This is a genomic window from Novosphingobium ginsenosidimutans (assembly GCF_007954425.1).
In the GTDB taxonomy this organism is placed as follows: Bacteria; Pseudomonadota; Alphaproteobacteria; order Sphingomonadales; family Sphingomonadaceae; genus Novosphingobium; species Novosphingobium ginsenosidimutans.
In genome coordinates this window covers 1,230,172-1,245,438 of record NZ_CP042345.1, presented here as the reverse complement: position 1 = coordinate 1,245,438, position 15,267 = coordinate 1,230,172, and the positions used below count along the sequence as shown (strand labels likewise).

General features: G+C 65.9%; 15 protein-coding genes. 8 read left to right on the top strand and 7 right to left on the bottom strand.

Annotation, left to right across the window (positions count from 1 at the left end; translation table 11 throughout):
* Positions 1–2: 2 nt before the first annotated feature.
* Genes FRF71_RS06295 through FRF71_RS06270 form a run of 6 tightly spaced genes read right to left on the bottom strand, consistent with a single transcriptional unit; the run spans position 3 to position 6,212 of the window.
* Positions 3–287: a DUF167 domain-containing protein gene (locus FRF71_RS06295; protein WP_147089758.1), complete on the bottom strand. Its 285-nt coding sequence runs from the start codon at positions 285–287 to the stop codon at positions 3–5.
* Positions 268–834, bottom strand: coding sequence for a gamma carbonic anhydrase family protein (locus FRF71_RS06290; RefSeq protein WP_147089757.1), 567 nt, complete (start codon positions 832–834; stop codon positions 268–270). Before FRF71_RS06290 ends, FRF71_RS06295 begins: the two co-directional genes overlap by 20 nt.
* Position 835: 1 nt before the next feature.
* Positions 836–3,067: a class I SAM-dependent methyltransferase gene (locus FRF71_RS06285; protein WP_192900038.1), complete on the bottom strand. Its 2,232-nt coding sequence runs from the start codon at positions 3,065–3,067 to the stop codon at positions 836–838.
* Positions 3,064–3,618 (bottom strand): GNAT family N-acetyltransferase, encoded by a 555-nt coding sequence (locus FRF71_RS06280; protein ID WP_147089756.1) that lies wholly within the window; start codon positions 3,616–3,618, stop codon positions 3,064–3,066. The genes FRF71_RS06285 and FRF71_RS06280 overlap by 4 nt, the downstream gene beginning before the upstream one ends.
* Positions 3,611–4,606: a porphobilinogen synthase gene (gene hemB, locus FRF71_RS06275; RefSeq protein ID WP_147089755.1), complete on the bottom strand. Its 996-nt coding sequence runs from the start codon at positions 4,604–4,606 to the stop codon at positions 3,611–3,613. The genes FRF71_RS06280 and hemB overlap by 8 nt, the downstream gene beginning before the upstream one ends.
* Positions 4,607–4,652: 46 nt before the next feature.
* On the bottom strand, positions 4,653–6,212 hold the full coding sequence (locus tag FRF71_RS06270; protein ID WP_147089754.1) for a M23 family metallopeptidase: 1,560 nt from the start codon (positions 6,210–6,212) through the stop codon (positions 4,653–4,655).
* A gap of 144 nt (positions 6,213–6,356) precedes the next feature.
* Between FRF71_RS06270 and FRF71_RS06265 the strand changes: the two genes are divergently transcribed.
* From FRF71_RS06265 to FRF71_RS06240, 6 genes are all read left to right on the top strand, one after another.
* Positions 6,357–8,903 (top strand): helicase-related protein, encoded by a 2,547-nt coding sequence (locus tag FRF71_RS06265; RefSeq protein ID WP_147089753.1) that lies wholly within the window; start codon positions 6,357–6,359, stop codon positions 8,901–8,903.
* Positions 8,900–9,193 carry an RNA-binding S4 domain-containing protein gene (locus FRF71_RS06260; protein WP_147089752.1) on the top strand — a complete coding sequence of 98 codons (294 nt, stop codon included), beginning with the start codon at positions 8,900–8,902 and terminating at the stop codon, positions 9,191–9,193. Before FRF71_RS06265 ends, FRF71_RS06260 begins: the two co-directional genes overlap by 4 nt.
* Before the next feature lie 14 nt (positions 9,194–9,207).
* Positions 9,208–9,546, top strand: a complete 339-nt coding sequence (gene fdxA / locus FRF71_RS06255; RefSeq protein ID WP_147089751.1) for a ferredoxin FdxA — start codon at positions 9,208–9,210, stop codon at positions 9,544–9,546.
* Positions 9,547–9,848: 302 nt separating this feature from the next.
* On the top strand, positions 9,849–10,382 hold the full coding sequence (locus FRF71_RS06250; protein ID WP_147089750.1) for a CarD family transcriptional regulator: 534 nt from the start codon (positions 9,849–9,851) through the stop codon (positions 10,380–10,382).
* A 135-nt stretch (positions 10,383–10,517) separates the two neighbouring features.
* Positions 10,518–11,291, top strand: coding sequence for a head GIN domain-containing protein (locus FRF71_RS06245; protein WP_147089749.1), 774 nt, complete (start codon positions 10,518–10,520; stop codon positions 11,289–11,291).
* A 71-nt stretch (positions 11,292–11,362) separates the two neighbouring features.
* The gene (locus FRF71_RS06240) at positions 11,363–11,710 is read left to right on the top strand and encodes a hypothetical protein (RefSeq protein WP_147089748.1); all 348 of its coding nucleotides are present in this window, start codon (positions 11,363–11,365) and stop codon (positions 11,708–11,710) included.
* Here the strand turns inward: FRF71_RS06240 and FRF71_RS06235 are convergent, their stop codons facing one another.
* Positions 11,711–12,661: an L-threonylcarbamoyladenylate synthase gene (locus tag FRF71_RS06235; protein WP_147089747.1), complete on the bottom strand. Its 951-nt coding sequence runs from the start codon at positions 12,659–12,661 to the stop codon at positions 11,711–11,713.
* 55 nt (positions 12,662–12,716) lie between these two features.
* Between FRF71_RS06235 and FRF71_RS06230 the strand changes: the two genes are divergently transcribed.
* Positions 12,717–14,441, top strand: coding sequence for an acyl-CoA dehydrogenase family protein (locus FRF71_RS06230; protein ID WP_147089746.1), 1,725 nt, complete (start codon positions 12,717–12,719; stop codon positions 14,439–14,441).
* A complete protein-coding gene (locus FRF71_RS06225; RefSeq protein ID WP_147089745.1) occupies positions 14,438–15,265 on the top strand; it encodes an ATP-binding protein in 828 nt (275 codons plus the stop codon). The genes FRF71_RS06230 and FRF71_RS06225 overlap by 4 nt, the downstream gene beginning before the upstream one ends.
* The last annotated feature ends 2 nt before the right edge of the window (positions 15,266–15,267 follow it).

Genomic DNA, 15,267 nt, shown 5'->3' with positions numbered 1-15,267 from the left:
TCCTAGGGCGAAACGATCTGGACCTGCTTGTCGCGGCCAGTTGCGCCGCGCAACAAGCGAAGTCTTGACGTCGCAATTCCGAGTGCTCTGGCCAGGAGATCGAGGACTGCGGCATTGGCCTTTCCGTCCTCGGGCTTAGCCCGGACTTTCACGAGCAGGCGCCCTGCTTCGATCGCAACCGTCTCGATCCTTGCGCCGGGCGTGACCCGCAAGGTCAGCCGTCCCTCCCCGTCGGCCAGGGCCAGGATCGCGGCGGGCGAAGGCAGGTCAGCCTTCGGTCTGGCCATTCAGCGCCGCGGCGTGGTGCTTGGCGTTCTCGGCATAGTGCTTCACGCCCATTTGCAGGCCGGCCAGCATCCGGTCGTCAAGATCGCGCATGAAAGTGGCGGGACGGCCGCTCCATAGCTGGCGCGAGGGGATCCGCTTGTTGGGCGCGAGCAGCGCACCGGCGGCCAGCATCCCGTCCTGTTCGATCACGCAGCCGTTCATCGTCTGAGCAGCAAAGCCAACAAAACCGCGATCCTCGATCACCGTGCCGTGGATCATCGCCATGTGGCCGATCAGCACGTCATCGCCAATCAGGGTGGGATAGCCTTCAGGCCGGCCCGGCATGGGTCCGTCGCAGTGGATGACGGTGCCGTCCTGGACATTGGTACGCGCGCCGATGACGATGCGGGTAACATCGCCGCGCAGCACGCAATTGTACCACACGCTGGCATCAGGCCCGATCTCGACATCGCCGATAATCCGGCAGCCGGGGGCAACAAAGGCGCTATCGTGAATCCGCGGCCGTTTGCCATGGATCTCGAGGATGGTGATATCGGATCGGGTCATGTCAGTCTTGTCCCAGCATGTTATTCCAGCGCACCTGCGGCAGGATCGAGGCGTGGTCATCGGTCCAGGCCCGCGCCGCCGGCGGCCCGAGCGGACGCCAGGCGCGCGACGGATCGACTTTGCGCAGGTCCGCAATCCGGCTCGGGTCGCGGGCAATCGCCACCCAGGTCGATGGTGTGAAGTAATTGCCGATTTCCTGTGATGGGTCATCATCGCGCAGCACGGCGTGAAGGCCGCGCTTGGCCGCATTGGCCGCCAGCACCGGTTCCAGATCGATATAGCGGTTTGAAATGTGGATCAGCAGGATGCCCTGCGGGCTCAAGGCATCAAGATAGACCCCCATCGCTTCGTCAGTCATGAGGTGCAGCGGAATTGCATCGGATGAGAAGGCATCAACCGCCAGCATGTCCAGTCCGCCCTTTGGCACCCGCGCAAGTTCCAGTCGCGCATCGCCGAGCACGACCTGGGCATCGGGGGCGCAATCGCGAATATAGGTGAAGGTGCCGTTGCGCGAGAGCTGGAGGACGGCCGGGTCAATCTCGAAGAAGCGCCAGGTCTGGCCCGGGCGACGATAGCAGGCGAGCGTGCCGGTGCCGAGACCAACCACGCCCAGCCGCGCACGTGGCCCGAACAGCCGATCGGCATTGGCAAAGGCGATTCCTGCACCCGAGCCGGGGCCATAATAGGTCAGCGGCAGACGGCTGAGCTTGGGATCAAGCGACTGCTTGCCATGCAAGGTGGTGCCGTGCGCCAGGGTCCGCATCCGCTGCGCCGGGAACTCACGCACGGTGTAGACCCCGAAGTAGCTGCGCGTGCGCAGGCCTTCGCGCGAGGCATCGATTGTATCCCAGCCGCCTTGCGCATACATCAGCGCCACCAGCAGCACGGCCAGCATCCAGCGCCACGACGCTATCAGGCAGCCGAGCAGGCCAACGCCCAGCGTCAGCAGGTACTGCCCCTTTTCGAGATCGCCCTCGGTGGTAGTCGCCTGATAGATGAACCAGCACATCGCCAGTCCCACCGACAGAACTGCGGCAGCCGTGACCTGAGCGAGTTGCGGATCGACCTCTTTGAGCTTGCGCCAGTCAAACAGGCTTGAAGTTGGCAGCAGCACCGCGGCGGCGAGGACGAGCAGCGGATGCTCCCAGACCCAGTCGAACAGCAGCGGTGCGAACAGCGCGGTGAACATTCCGCCCAACGCGCCGCCGGCCGACATGACCAGGTAGAACAGCGTCAGCTGCGACGCATCAGGGCGTGCATCATAGAGCCGGGAATGCAAGGCAACGCAGACTATGAACAGCAGGAACACGCTGCCAATCACCGGGACCAGCGTTGCCGCATGGCTCGAGGCCGCGGCAAAGCCGCCGGCGACCAATACGAACAGCGGCGCGACCTGGGTAAAGACCCGCGCCAGCAGCCGGTTGTCGGCAAAGGCCACGCTGAAACTGAGCAGATAGAGCCCGAGCGGGATCACCCAGAGCAGCGGCATGGCGAAAAGGTCGGTGGTCAGGTGTGTCGTGGTCGATAACATCAACCCAGAAGGCACCGCAGCAAGCACCAGCCACAGCCCGATCTTGTTCCAGCCGACTGTCACCGCCGAGCCGTCTTCTGCCTGCGGCATTGCCGCGTCAGCGGTCTTGGCCCGGCTCCAGGCACAGATGCCAACCAGCACTACCAGCAGGGCATAGCCCAGGCTCCAGCCAATGCTTTGCTCGGAAGCTGATAGCAGCGGTTCGGCCAGCAAAGGATAGGCGATCAGACCGCCGAAGCTGCCAAGATTAGACGCAGCGTAGAGCGCCCAGGGCTCAGCGGATGAAGGATGGGCGGCATACCAGCGCTGCATCAGCGGGGCCTGGGCCGAAACCAGGAAGAATACCGGCCCAATCGTCAGCGCCAGCAGGGCTGGCACCCACAGGATCTCCATACCCGAAGTCGGTGGCGGCAGATCAGCCAACGTAATCGGCAGCGTCAGACCGGCTACCGCCAGCAAGGCCAGATGAATCCGCCCCTGCCGCTTGAGCGGCAGCTGCGAGAGCCGATGCGCATAGAAATAGCCGGCCAGCAGCAAGGCCTGATAGACCAGCATGGCGCTGTTCCAGACATTCGGCGCACCGCCCAGCCGCGGCAAGGCAAGGCGGGCAACCAAGGGCTGGACCAGGAACAGCAGGAAACTGCCGGTCAGGATCGTCAGCACAAAGAGGGCGCGCTGGGCCCCAGCCAGGCGCGCGGTCATGCGGGGCTCCAATCGCGGCGCGGCAGTTCATAGGTGACATGGGGCGACAGCGGATCATCTGCCGCCAGCCGCGGATGGTCAAAGTCCAGATCTGGACGGTACTGCATCCCCAGCCGCTCCATCACGGCACGGCTGCGCCGGTTGCCTACTGTGGTTATTGCCCAGACCGACGGATCGTCGTGGTGGACCAAGAACCAGTCTATGGCCGCCCGCGCCGCTTCGGTGACGTAGCCCTGCCCCCAGGCCGCGCGCGCAATTCGCCAGCCGAACTCTGCCTTGCCTTCGACCGGGCCGGCCGAGCCGCGAATCACCCCGCACCACCCAATCAACTGATCTGTTTGGCGCAAGACAAGCGCCCAGAAGCAGTGGCCGTGCTCCGCCTCGATCCCGCGCATCCGCTCGATCAGCGCGGCAACCTCGTCACGCGACATGACCGGACCCAATGTGGCCATCACCTCGGGATCGCTGCAAATGGCGTGAAACGGAGCAAGATCTTCATCGCGCCACGAACGCATCAACAGGCGCGGCGTCTCCAGCCGAAACTCAGCCATTCAGCAGCCGCGCGGCGTGTGCGGCATGGTAGGTCAGCACCCCGGAACACCCGGCCCGCTTGAAGGCGGTCAGCGTTTCCAGCACCAGCGCATCACGCTCGCCCGCGCCAGCCGCGACCGCCGCCTCGATCATCGCATATTCGCCGCTCACCTGGTATGCAAATACCGGGACGCCGAAAGTTTCCTTCACTTTCAGTATGATGTCGAGGTACGGCAGCCCGGGCTTGACCATCACGCTGTCGGCACCCTCCAACAGGTCCAGCTCCACCTCGCGCAGCGCTTCGTCGCTGTTGGCCGGGTCCATCTGATAGGTCTTCTTGTCACCCTTCAGCAGGCCGCGGCTGCCGACCGCGTCGCGGAACGGGCCATAGAAGGCCGAGGCATATTTTGCCGCATAAGACATGATCTGGACGTTGGCGTGCCCCGCGTCTTCCAGGGCATCGCGGATCGCGCCGATCCGGCCGTCCATCATGTCGCTGGGGGCGATCACGTCCGCCCCGGCAGCGGCCTGGTTGAGGCTCTGGCCGATAAGCACCTCGACGGTCGCGTCGTTCAGCACATAGCCCGCTTGATCGACCAGACCGTCCTGGCCGTGGCTGGTATAGGGATCCAGCGCCACATCGGTGAGCACGCCAATGCTCTCCCCGCAGGCATCCTTGATCGCGCGGATTGCGCGGCACATCAGGTTGTCGGGATTGAGCGCCTCGCGCCCGTCCTCGCTGCGCAATTCGGGCTGGGTATTGGGAAACAGCGCCAGGCAGGGAATACCCAGCGCCGCCGCCTCTTTCGCCCGCTGCGCGATCAGGTCAACCGACCAGCGCGACACGCCGGGCAGCGAGCCGATCGGCTCTTCAACCCCGCTGCCGCCCGTTACGAACAGCGGCCAGATCAGGTCGGCCGGGGTCAGCACCGTCTGGCGGTGAAGCGCGCGGCTCCAAGCGCTGGCGCGCGTCCGGCGCAGGCGGGTGGCGGGGTAGGAACCAGTCATTTGCGGGGTTCTAGGTTACTGGCCCGGGGCCAGCAAGCCCCGGCGATCAGAGCTGCGGCAGCGCCGGCGCTGGGGTGGCGGCCGGCCCAAGGGCAGCGCCCGGGACAACGGCCTTGAGCGCGGCCATCCTGGCCTTGAACGCCGCCAGTTCCTTGGCGTCGACCTGGTTCGAGACGGTGAAGCGCACCGACATCGGGTTGACCTTCGCACCGTTGCGGTAGAGCTCGTAATGGAGATGCGGCCCGGTCGAAAGGCCGGTCGAGCCGACATAGCCAATCACCTGCCCCGCGCGGACCCGGCTGCCAGGCGAGACTGCAATCCGGCTCATGTGCGAATAGCCCGTTCCCCAGCCGCCACCATGGTCAAGCTTGACGTGGTTGCCATGGCCGCCGCCCCAGCCCGCAAAAGTGACCGTGGCATCGCCGACCGCATAGATCGGGGCGCCCATCGGTGCGCCGAAATCGACGCCCGCATGCATCCGGGTATAGCCCAGGATCGGATGGCGGCGGGCACCGAAGTCAGAGGTGATCCGGCCAACCACCGGCATGATCAGGCCCGAACGCTGCGCACCCATGCCCGATGCTTCGAAGAACTGGCCGTCCCCGCCCCACCGCAGCAGTTGCGCCTTGGGCCTGCCATTGCGCTCGACCCCGGCAAACAGCAGCTCACCGACGCGAGTTTCACCGGTCGCGGCGCGCTTGAAGCCGACGATGATGTCAAAAGTGTCGCCGGGTTCGATCGCGGTATCGAGGCTGAGGTGCTGGTCCAGCACCTGGAGATACTGCTGGATCGCCTCGATCGGCGCGCCAGCCGCCCGGGCCGAGCGATAGAGGCCCGCGCCGATGGTCCCGCGGATCCGCAGCGGCATCGCGTTGACGGCGATCGCCTGCGGCCGGAGCACAAAGTCGCTCCCGCTGCGCACCACCCCCAGCTTGAGGTCAAACCGCGCGCGGAAAGACACTGCTTCGAGCGGACGTGGCAGGCCGGGGCCAGAGCGCTTGCCGAGCGTAATGTCGATCTGCGTGCCAGGGGTCAGCCCGCCCTGCTCGATCGAGCCTGCTACCAGGTTGCTGACCCGGGTGGCATCGCCGGCACCAACCCCGGCGCGCTCGAGCAGGTGATCGAAGCTGTCGCCTTGCGTGAAAGTGGCAGTGAGCTGGACAATCGGACGTTCGGGTACATTGGCAACGGGACTGACCCGCTCGGTCAGGCCCATCTTACGCCCCGATTCGCCGCCGTAGGCCAGCGGCTGGATCGCCTGGTTGCGAAATTCGTCTTGCGAGGTCGAATCGACATGCATCGCCGGCGGCGCCGCGATCGAAGAAAAGTCCGGCAGGAAGGCCAGCGCCAGAGCGCTCAGACCAAACAGGGTGCCAAGGCCACGAAACCACCGCGCCGACCCGATCTCTTCGGCCAGGTCGGGCGTCCAGTCGAGCCGGGCGAGACGTAGTTCCCAATGCTGGCGAAGCTGGGCCAGCCGTTGTCCGAACGGCGGTATGCCAGAAGGCAGTTCCGTCCGACCCAAGCGTGCCGAACTGGTGGCAATGCGCAGGCCCAGCGGCGCCGTGCCGACCCCGGTTTCAAGCGCTTCACGCGATATGAACACCAATCTGGCCCCCGGGCGGCTGCAATCGGCAACCGCTGTGCACGGGTAAGGTTAATCTTCGCCTAAAGGCGGTAGGTCGATCTGGGAATAAGGACGATGCAAAGCTTGTCGTGGTCCGATGGCGATGCCACATCCAGCAGCACAATGGCGCGCAGCACTTTCGCCCGACAGGATCGATCCGGCCAGGGCCGGATCAAGGCCGTGCTCGGACCGACCAACACCGGCAAGACCCATCTCGCCATCGAGCGCCTGTGCGCCCATTCCTCGGGCGCAATCGGCTTTCCGCTGCGACTGTTGGCGCGCGAGGTCTATGACCGGGTCTGCGCGATCAAGGGTGCCGATCGCGTCGCGCTGATCACCGGTGAAGAGCGGATCGAGCCGAAGCATGCGCGCTGGCTGCTGTGCACCGCCGAAGCCATGCCGACCCAGGCTGACCTTGCCTTTGTTGCGCTCGATGAAGCGCAGCTCGGCGCTGACCGCGAGCGCGGCCATGTGTTTACGGACCGCTTGCTCCATGCCCGCGGCCGCGAAGAGACGATGATCCTGGGATCGGCAACGCTTGAGCCGATGGTCCGCGCCTTGGTACCCGATGCGGAAATTGTCGGGCGGCCGCGTTTTTCCACGCTGAGCCACGCCGGGGCACGCAAACTTTCGCGCATTCCGCCCCGTTCGGCGATCGTCGCCTTTTCGGCCGAGCAGGTCTACGCCATTGCCGAGATGCTCCGCCGCTTCCGGGGTGGGGCGGCGGTGGTAATGGGGGCGCTATCGCCCGAAACACGCAACCGGCAGGTAGCATTATACCAGTCAGGCGAGGTCGACTACCTGGTGGCGACCGATGCCATTGGGATGGGCCTCAATCTCGATGTCCAGCATGTCGCCTTTGCCGGACTGTCGAAATTCGATGGGGTGCGCCAGCGCCGGCTGTTCCCCTCCGAGATGGCGCAGATTGCCGGGCGCGCGGGGCGGCACCAAACCGACGGCACCTTCGGCACACTGGCGGGGACCGCCAGCCACGATGCGGAATTCTTGCCCGAAGAGGTCTACGCGATTGAGGAGCACCGCTTTGCGCCGCTGACGCAGCTGTTCTGGCGCAATGCCGATCCAGACTGCTCGTCCGTCGCGCGGCTGATTGCTGACCTGGAGCAGATACCGGATCGTAGCGAATTGCGCGCCGCGCCCGAAGCAATCGATCTCGCCGTTCTCAAGCGCCTGGCCGATGACCCCGCGATCTTGGCCGACGCACGCGGCGCTGCGCGCGTTGGACGGCTTTGGGATGCCTGCCGCCTGCCCGATTTCCGCCAGCACGGCGCTGATACCCATGCCCGCTTCGTAGCGCGGCTGTGGGCCGATCTCAAGGATGGGCAGATCCCGGGCGATCATGTTGCCCGGGCAATTGCCGAGCTCGACCGGCCCGATGGGGACATCGACACGCTCCAGGGTCGTATCGCAGCGATCCGGTCATGGTCTTACATTGCCCAGCGGCCCGATTGGGTTGTGGCCCGCGAGGAAATGGCCGCCCGCGCCCGCGCGGCCGAAGCGCGATTGTCCGATGCCTTGCATGGACGCCTGACCGAGCGCTTCGTCAATCGTCGCACCTCGGTGCTGATGAAAAAGCTCGGGCCGGATGCAGGATTGCTGCCGGTCACCGTCGCCGAAGACCGGGTCGAGGTCGATGGCGAGCCGATCGGTGTGCTGGTGGGCTTCCGCTTCCGCGTCGATCCGAACGCGCGGCTGGCAGATCGCAAGCTGCTGCTGGCGGCCGCCGAACGTCATCTCCCCGCCTTGCTGGCCGAGCGGGCGAACCAGCTTGCGGCCGCGCTGGCGGAGGGCAACCCGGCCAATCTGGCCCTGTCAGGCGCCTCGCTCGAATGGGACGGCGAGCGTATCGCCAGGCTTGTGCCGGGCAAGTCAGTCCTTACGCCGGTCCTTGTGCTTGAACCCGCGCTTTCCGCGTTGCCACCGGCGGCGCGGCGCGACCTTGAGCTGGCGCTTGAACGTTGGATCGAGCAGGCGCTCGATTCACTTGCACCGCTCCGCAAGCTTGAAGCCGCAAGCCGTGCAGCCGAGGGCGGTCCCGAACTGCGGGCCTTGCTGATTCGCCTGGTCGAGGCCGGCGGTGCCTTGACCAAGATCGAATCGGGGGTCGAGCTGCTGAGCCAGGCCCAGCGCCACCTGTTGCGGCGCCTGGGGGTTCAGGTCGGGGCGCTCCACCTGTTTGTTCCGACCATGCTGAAACCTGCACCGCTGGCGGCCTGGCGAACCTTGCAGGCCGTCAGGGGCCAGGCTGCGCCGCAGCCACACCCGGCCATGCCGCCGGTCCTGGCATGTGCCGGCCGGGAGCTTCCGCCCCCGGGCTATCGCGCGCTTGGCAAACAGGCGCTGCGGCTCGACCTGGCCGAGAAGCTGCTCCACGCCGCGCACGGCGCTCGCAGCGCCGGGTCAGGCAAGCCCGTGGTGCTCGATCCGGCGCTCGCCATCTCGATGGGCCTGCACACCCCGGCCTATGCCCAGTTACTTCGCCTGGCCGGCTTTCAGCCAATCATGCCCCGGCCCCTGCCCAAGGGCGCGTTCGGTCCGATCCAGCCGCCGCGCTGGCGCTGGCGGCCGACGCGGCGCGACCCAGTGTTCGCTCAGTCCACGGTGCCGCCCGCGGGCGGGGCATTTGCTGCGCTGGCGGGGCTGGTCTCTTGAGGATCGACAAGCTGCTCTGGTTTCTCCGCCTCGCGCCAACCCGGACCGTGGCGCATGACTGGGTGGCCGAGGGCCATTTCCGCCGCAATGGCCGGCGAATCGAGAAGCCCAGTGCCGAAGTCGGCGCGGGCGACATCCTGACTGTTCCGGCCCGCTCGGGGGTGCGCGTGATCGAGCTGATCGCTGTTCCTGCACGCCGTGGACCGGCAGCAGAAGCATTTGCCTGTTACCGCACGCTTGACGAGCGCGCTGCAAATCCCATAGCAGCGTCAGATAACAACACGCCTTAGGGGACCTGACTGCCATGACCTATGTCGTCACCGACGCCTGCATCAAGTGCAAGTACATGGACTGTGTCGAGGTCTGCCCGGTCGATTGCTTCTACGAGGGCGAGAACATGCTGGTGATCAACCCCAGCGAATGCATCGATTGCGGCGTGTGCGAACCGGAATGCCCGGCCGAAGCGATCCTGCCCGATACCGAATCGGGTCTGGAACAGTGGCTTGAGCTCAACGCGAAGTACTCGGCCGAATGGCCCAACCTCACCACCAAGAAGGAAACGCCGGCCGACGCCGACGAGCACAAGGGTGAGGATGGCAAGTTTGACAAGTACTTCTCGCCCGAACCCGGCGAGGGTGACTGATCCTTCGCGCCAGCAGGGCGAATCGATTGCAATTTTTGCATTTGCCGTGATGGCTGGTTGACAGCGGAATCGCTTGTCAGAGCGCGGAATTCTGCGGACTGGTAATTTTGTTGCCCATATGCTATATAATGGTCCGACTTTCAGGGCGCCCTGCCCTGGAAACGTGACAATCATTGGCTAGGCGGGACTGCGAACACGGATGGGGGACACACGGTGTCGGCCGAATGGCGGGCGCCGCACTGGAAATCCACGCCGCTGTCCGGTTCGACGGGTAATCTCCCCGCCGCATGAAAGGACGATACATGGCTTCCAAGGCGCACGCCTTCGATGTTGGTGACTACGTCGTTTATCCCAAGCATGGTGTTGGCCGGGTGATCGAACTGCTGGAGCAGGAAATCGCCGGCATGAAGTTGGAACTCTATGTCCTGCGCTTCGAGAAGGAGCGGATGACGCTCCGCGTGCCGACCAACAAGGTTGAGGCGATCGGCATGCGCAAGCTGTCGAGCGACAAGACGCTGCGCGAGGCGCTTGATACGCTGAAGGGCAAGCCGAAGGTCAAGCGCACCATGTGGTCGCGCCGCGCCCAGGAATACGAAGCGAAGATCAATTCGGGCGACCTGGTGTCGATCGCCGAAGTGACCCGCGACCTGTTCCGTGCGGATGACCAGCCGGAACAGTCCTATTCGGAACGGCAGATCTTCGAAGCCGCCTCGTCGCGCCTGGCGCGCGAACTGGCGGCGATGGAAAAGACCGATGAACCGGCTGCGCTCAAGAAGATCCTGGCGATCCTCAACGAGCATGCGCCGAAGTACTATGCCGAGACGGCCAGCGCCTGATCGACAGTAACCGGATCACCGAGAGGGGCCGTTTCCGCAAGGAAGCGGCCCTTTTCGTATGGTCGTGCCACGCCCACTTGTCGAAACTGCTGTGCTGTATTATATCGACAACACACATTGCGCAGGAGACTCGCCATGAAGTTTGACAGGTTCTTCCGGGCCCTCGGTCCGATCATCGCCGTTGCCATGACCGCCGGGCTGGCCGCTTGCGACGGCAACGTCTCGATCAACGGTGAAAAAGGCAAGCCGCTCGCCGAGATCGATCTGACAGGCACCCCGCCCGAGGAACTGGTCCTGCTGGGCCCGGACGAGGTCCGCGTGACCCAGGGTGACAAGCTGGCCATCACCGTCGAAGGTGACAAGGCGGTGACCGACAAGCTGCGTTTCACGCTGAAAGACGGCACCCTGGGCGTGCTGCGCGAAGGCAAGATGATCGACGCCGACGAGGGCAAGGCCGTGGTCAACGTAACCATGCCGGCGCCCAAGACCCTGACCATGGCCGGCTCGGGCAAGATCAATGCCGCTGCTCTGGCCAAGGATGCCAAGGTCACGATCGCCGGGTCGGGCGATATCGAAACGCCCAATGTCGCGGGCGACAAGCTTGATCTGACGATCGCCGGATCAGGCTCCTACCGCGGCGCAGGCAATGTCGCCGCGCTCGATGTCAGCATTGTCGGCAGCGGCTCGGCCAATATGGACGCCTTGAAGACCGACAAGGCCGATCTGACCATTGCCGGATCGGGCAATTCGGCCTTCTCCAGCGATGGCGAGGTCAAGGCCAAGATCATGGGCTCAGGCAGCGTGACGGTGCGCGGCCGCGCACGGTGCACGGTCGAATCGATGGGTTCGGGCAAACTCGTCTGCGAACCGGGCAACGGTTCCGCGCCAGCCAGCGAAGCGGCGAAGTAAGTTCGGTTCATCTCCAGCTAACCCAGGTGCGGTCAGGATCGCCTGATCCTGATCGCGCCGGGGGCTTCGCCATGACTCAGACCAAACTGCTTCTTTTGCCGGCCGTGCTGGCCCTGCCGGGCTGCGGCGTGGCTGGAGCGGCCTTCGACGTCGCTTCGGCTCCGGTGCGGGGTGCCTCGCGCGCGGTGGAAGCCGGCAGCACCGTGGTCGATGTCATGACCACCAGCGATTCGGAACGGGATCAGAAGCGCGGCCGCGAAATCCGGCGGCGCGAGGAACGCCTGGGCGAACTTGATCGCGAATACCGCAAACAGTCGAGCAAGTGCGAGCGCGGCGATGATGGCGCCTGCCGCAAGGCGGAGCAGGCCTACGCCGAAATGCGCGCGCTGATGCCGAGTGTGCCTTACGAACGCGATTGATCAGGCGGCCGCGCGCCGCAGTCGGTCGTTGATGGCAGCGCCGATCCCCACTTCGGGGACTGCTGCCACGGCGATCCGGGGCTTGGGCGAAGCTGCTCCGGCGTGAAACGCGGCATAGAGCGCAGCGGCGGCTTCGGCCAGGTCGCCCTTGGGCGAGAGCGAAAGATCCCCCGCCACCGGCCCGAAGCCAATCAGGAATTCATCCGCTGCGGCCGTCGCGGCATTGAGCCGCACCGGCTTTCCTGGGGCATAGTGGCTGGCGAGCTGACCTGGCGCCTCGATCGCGGCTGACGTCACGGCGTCGACCTCTCGCCCAAGAACTGCCGAAATCTGGGCCTCCGGGAGCGGGCCAGGCCGCAGGACCTGCCAACGGCCATCGTCACGCAGGGCAACGATGGTGGACTCAAGACCGGCAGCGCAGGCCCCGCCGTCGAGAATCAGTGGTACGGCAACTCCAAGCGAAGCAGCGACATGCTCGGCCCGGGTCGGGCTTACCCCGCCACTGCGATTGGCCGATGGCGCAGCCAGCGGCAGCCCGCTGGCTTCAAGCACGGCGCGCATCACCGGATGCGCCGGGCAGCGCAGGGCGATGGTCGGCAGGCCGGCCGTCACCGCTGGCGCAATTGCGGCTTCCGAGCGCACCGGCAGCACCAGTGTCAGCGCGCCCGGCCAAAAGGCCTTTGCCAAGGCCTCGGCGCGGTCATCGAAGCGCGCAAGCTGCCTGGCCACATCGACCGACTCCACATGGACGATCAGCGGATTGAAGTCCGGCCGCCCCTTCGCGCGATAGATTGCGGCCACGGCTTCCGCCCGGTCAGCCCGCGCGGCAAGGCCATAAACTGTCTCGGTCGGCAGCGCGACCAAGCCCCCGTCGCGCAGCAGCGCCGCCGCCGCAGCGATCCCTGCGGAATCGGCGACATGGATCTGCGCGGCTTCATGCTTGTCGGCCATGCGCCTCCCGCTATAGGCGGGAAGCTGCAAAGCCAAGGGAAAGCAAGAGAGCGCCATGGATTTCACTGCCCCCACCGCCGATCAGGTCCTCGCCATCAAGGTCAATGCCGGGATTGATGAGCTCGCCGCTCATCCGCGCTTCGCTGCGGCAAGCCCGGACATGGTTGAGGCGATCGTCGAAGGGATCGGCCAGTTCGCCGCTGGGGAGTTCGCCCCGCTCAACCGCAAGGGTGACCAGGAAGGGGCCAAGCTGGCCAATGGCACGGTCACTCTGCCTGATGGCTTTGCCGAGGCCTATCGCGCCTATGTCGAGCAGGGCTGGAACGCAGTCGCCGGGGACGAAGCCCACGGTGGTCAGGGCCTGCCCTTCACGCTGGCCGCTAACGTGCTCGAAAACCTTGGCGCGGCCAACATGGCCTTCTCGCTGCTGCCGATGCTGACGGTCGGCGCGATCGACGCGCTGGCCCACCATGGCAGCCCGCAGCAACAGGCGCTCTACCTGCCAAAGCTGGTCAGCGGCGAATGGTCGGGCACGATGAACCTGACCGAGCCGCAGGCCGGTTCGGATGTCGGCGCGCTGCGCACCACCGCCACGCCGCGCGGCGATGGCACCTGGTCAATCAAGGGCACCAAGATCTTTATCACCTGGGGCGAGCATGACCTGGCGGGGAACATCGTCCATCTGGTCCTTGCCCGCACCCCCGGTGCGCCAGCCGGCAGCCGCGGTATCTCGCTGTTCGTGGTACCCAAATACCTGGTGAAGCCCGACGGCTCGCTCGGCCCGCGCAATGATCTGCGCTGCGTCTCGATCGAGCACAAGCTCGGCATCATGGCCAGCCCGACCTGCGTGATGAGCTTCGGCGACAATGACGACTGCATCGGCGAACTGATCGGGCACGAGAACGAAGGCCTGAAGGCCATGTTCACGATGATGAATTCGGCCCGGATCAATGTCGGCAACCAGGGCGTCCAGATTGCCGAGCGCGCGCTGCAGCAAGCCCGGTACTATGCCCGCGACCGCGTCCAGTCGGCCCGCGCCGGTGGTGCCAGCCGCGAGCCGGTCGCAATTATCGAGCACCCCGACGTGCGGCGGATGCTGCTGCGGATGCGGGCGCTGACTGAAGGTTCGCGCGCCCTGCTCTATTACACCGCCGGCCAGGTCGATCGCGGCGCGCTCAGCGATGTGGCCGCGCAGCTGCGCGCCGACTGTCTGGTGCCGATGCTCAAGGCCTGGGGCACCGACATCGGTTGCGAAGTCGCCAGCCTCGGTGTCCAGATCCACGGGGGCATGGGCTTTGTCGAGGAAACCGGCGCGGCCCAGCACTATCGCGACGCGCGCATTGCCCCGATCTACGAAGGCACCAACGGGATCCAGGCGGCGGACCTGGTCACGCGCAAGCTTGGCTATGAGCAGGGTGGCGTTCTGACCTCTCTTTTCGCCGAAATCGCAGCGGATTGTGCCGATGCGCCCGAACTGGCGGCGCTTGCGGGCGACTGCGAGGGGATTGTCCGGTGGATGGGTGCAGAGGCGAGCCTCGATGATCGCCTTGCGGGAAGCGTGCCGTTCTGCACGATGAGCGCCGTCGCCGTCGCCGGCTGGCAGCTCCAGCGCCAGGCCCGGGCTCTGGCCGGGGAGGACACGCCGCAGGCCAAGGCCAAGACAGTGGTCGCCCGCTACTTCGCCCAGCACATCGCCAGCGAGGCGCGCGGCCTCAAGGCCCAGGCCACGGCCGGGGCTGACCTGTTCTACGCGCTTGATGCAGAGGCGCTGGCCGGATGAGCGATCAGGGCGATCCCCTGGCGCGCATCGCCGACGCGCTGGAGCGTCTGGCCGGCGCCCTGCCCGCCATGCCGGACTGGACTTCGGCACCGGCCTATGTCTGGGATCGCACTGGGGCTCGCGCCGTGTTGGCCCTGGCAGCGCCCGGGCTGGAGCTGCTGAAAGGTATCAATGCGCAAAAGGCGCTCGTCACCGCCAACGTGTCGCGCCTGGCCGCTGGCCACGCGGCGCACGACATGCTGCTGTGGGGCGCACGGGGCATGGGCAAATCGGCGCTACTACGTGCCAGCGTGATTGCTGCGCAGGAGCAGGATCCCGCGGCGCTGGCACTCGTCCAGGTCGCGCCCGATGCCTTTGCGGCCCTGCCCCGTCTGTTTTCGGCGCTTGGATCGGAGCGGCGGCAGTTCCTGGTCTTCATCGACGACCTGGGCTTTGCCGATAGCGATAGCGAGGGACCGCGCGCCCTGCGTTCGTGGTTGGAAGGCGGGGTCGATGCCCGACCGGCCAACGTCCGCCTTGCGGTCACCGCCAACCGCCGCGCGATCGTTCCGCGGCACGCTGCAGAGCAGGACGATCCGATCAATCCGCGCGATGCGGTGGATGACAAGCTGGCCCTCGCCGATCGCTTTGGCCTGTCGATCGGCTTCCACGCCTGTAGCCAGGAAGATTACCTGGCGATCGTCGCGGGCTATTGCGCCAGCCATGGCCTGTCCTGGGATCAGGGCGAGGCGCTGGAATGGGCCAAGCGCCGCGGCGCCCGCTCTGGCCGCGTTGCCTGGCAGTACGTGACCGAACTGGCCGGGCGCGCCGGCCAGTCGCTCTAAGG

Bases quoted from the DNA above. Each gene is read 5' to 3' on its own strand.
- FRF71_RS06235 (WP_147089747.1), bottom strand. From the start codon at position 12,661: ATGGCCGACAAGCATGAAGCCGCGCAGATCCATGTCGCCGATTCCGCA.
- FRF71_RS06280 (WP_147089756.1), bottom strand. From the start codon at position 3,618: ATGGCTGAGTTTCGGCTGGAGACGCCGCGCCTGTTGATGCGTTCGTGG.
- hemB (WP_147089755.1), bottom strand. From the start codon at position 4,606: ATGACTGGTTCCTACCCCGCCACCCGCCTGCGCCGGACGCGCGCCAGC.
- FRF71_RS06240 (WP_147089748.1), top strand. From the start codon at position 11,363: ATGACTCAGACCAAACTGCTTCTTTTGCCGGCCGTGCTGGCCCTGCCG.
- FRF71_RS06225 (WP_147089745.1), top strand. From the start codon at position 14,438: ATGAGCGATCAGGGCGATCCCCTGGCGCGCATCGCCGACGCGCTGGAG.
- fdxA (WP_147089751.1), top strand. From the start codon at position 9,208: ATGACCTATGTCGTCACCGACGCCTGCATCAAGTGCAAGTACATGGAC.
- FRF71_RS06230 (WP_147089746.1), top strand. From the start codon at position 12,717: ATGGATTTCACTGCCCCCACCGCCGATCAGGTCCTCGCCATCAAGGTC.
- FRF71_RS06285 (WP_192900038.1), bottom strand. From the start codon at position 3,067: ATGACCGCGCGCCTGGCTGGGGCCCAGCGCGCCCTCTTTGTGCTGACG.
- FRF71_RS06295 (WP_147089758.1), bottom strand. From the start codon at position 287: ATGGCCAGACCGAAGGCTGACCTGCCTTCGCCCGCCGCGATCCTGGCC.
- FRF71_RS06265 (WP_147089753.1), top strand. From the start codon at position 6,357: ATGGCGCGCAGCACTTTCGCCCGACAGGATCGATCCGGCCAGGGCCGG.
- FRF71_RS06245 (WP_147089749.1), top strand. From the start codon at position 10,518: ATGAAGTTTGACAGGTTCTTCCGGGCCCTCGGTCCGATCATCGCCGTT.
- FRF71_RS06250 (WP_147089750.1), top strand. From the start codon at position 9,849: ATGGCTTCCAAGGCGCACGCCTTCGATGTTGGTGACTACGTCGTTTAT.
- FRF71_RS06290 (WP_147089757.1), bottom strand. From the start codon at position 834: ATGACCCGATCCGATATCACCATCCTCGAGATCCATGGCAAACGGCCG.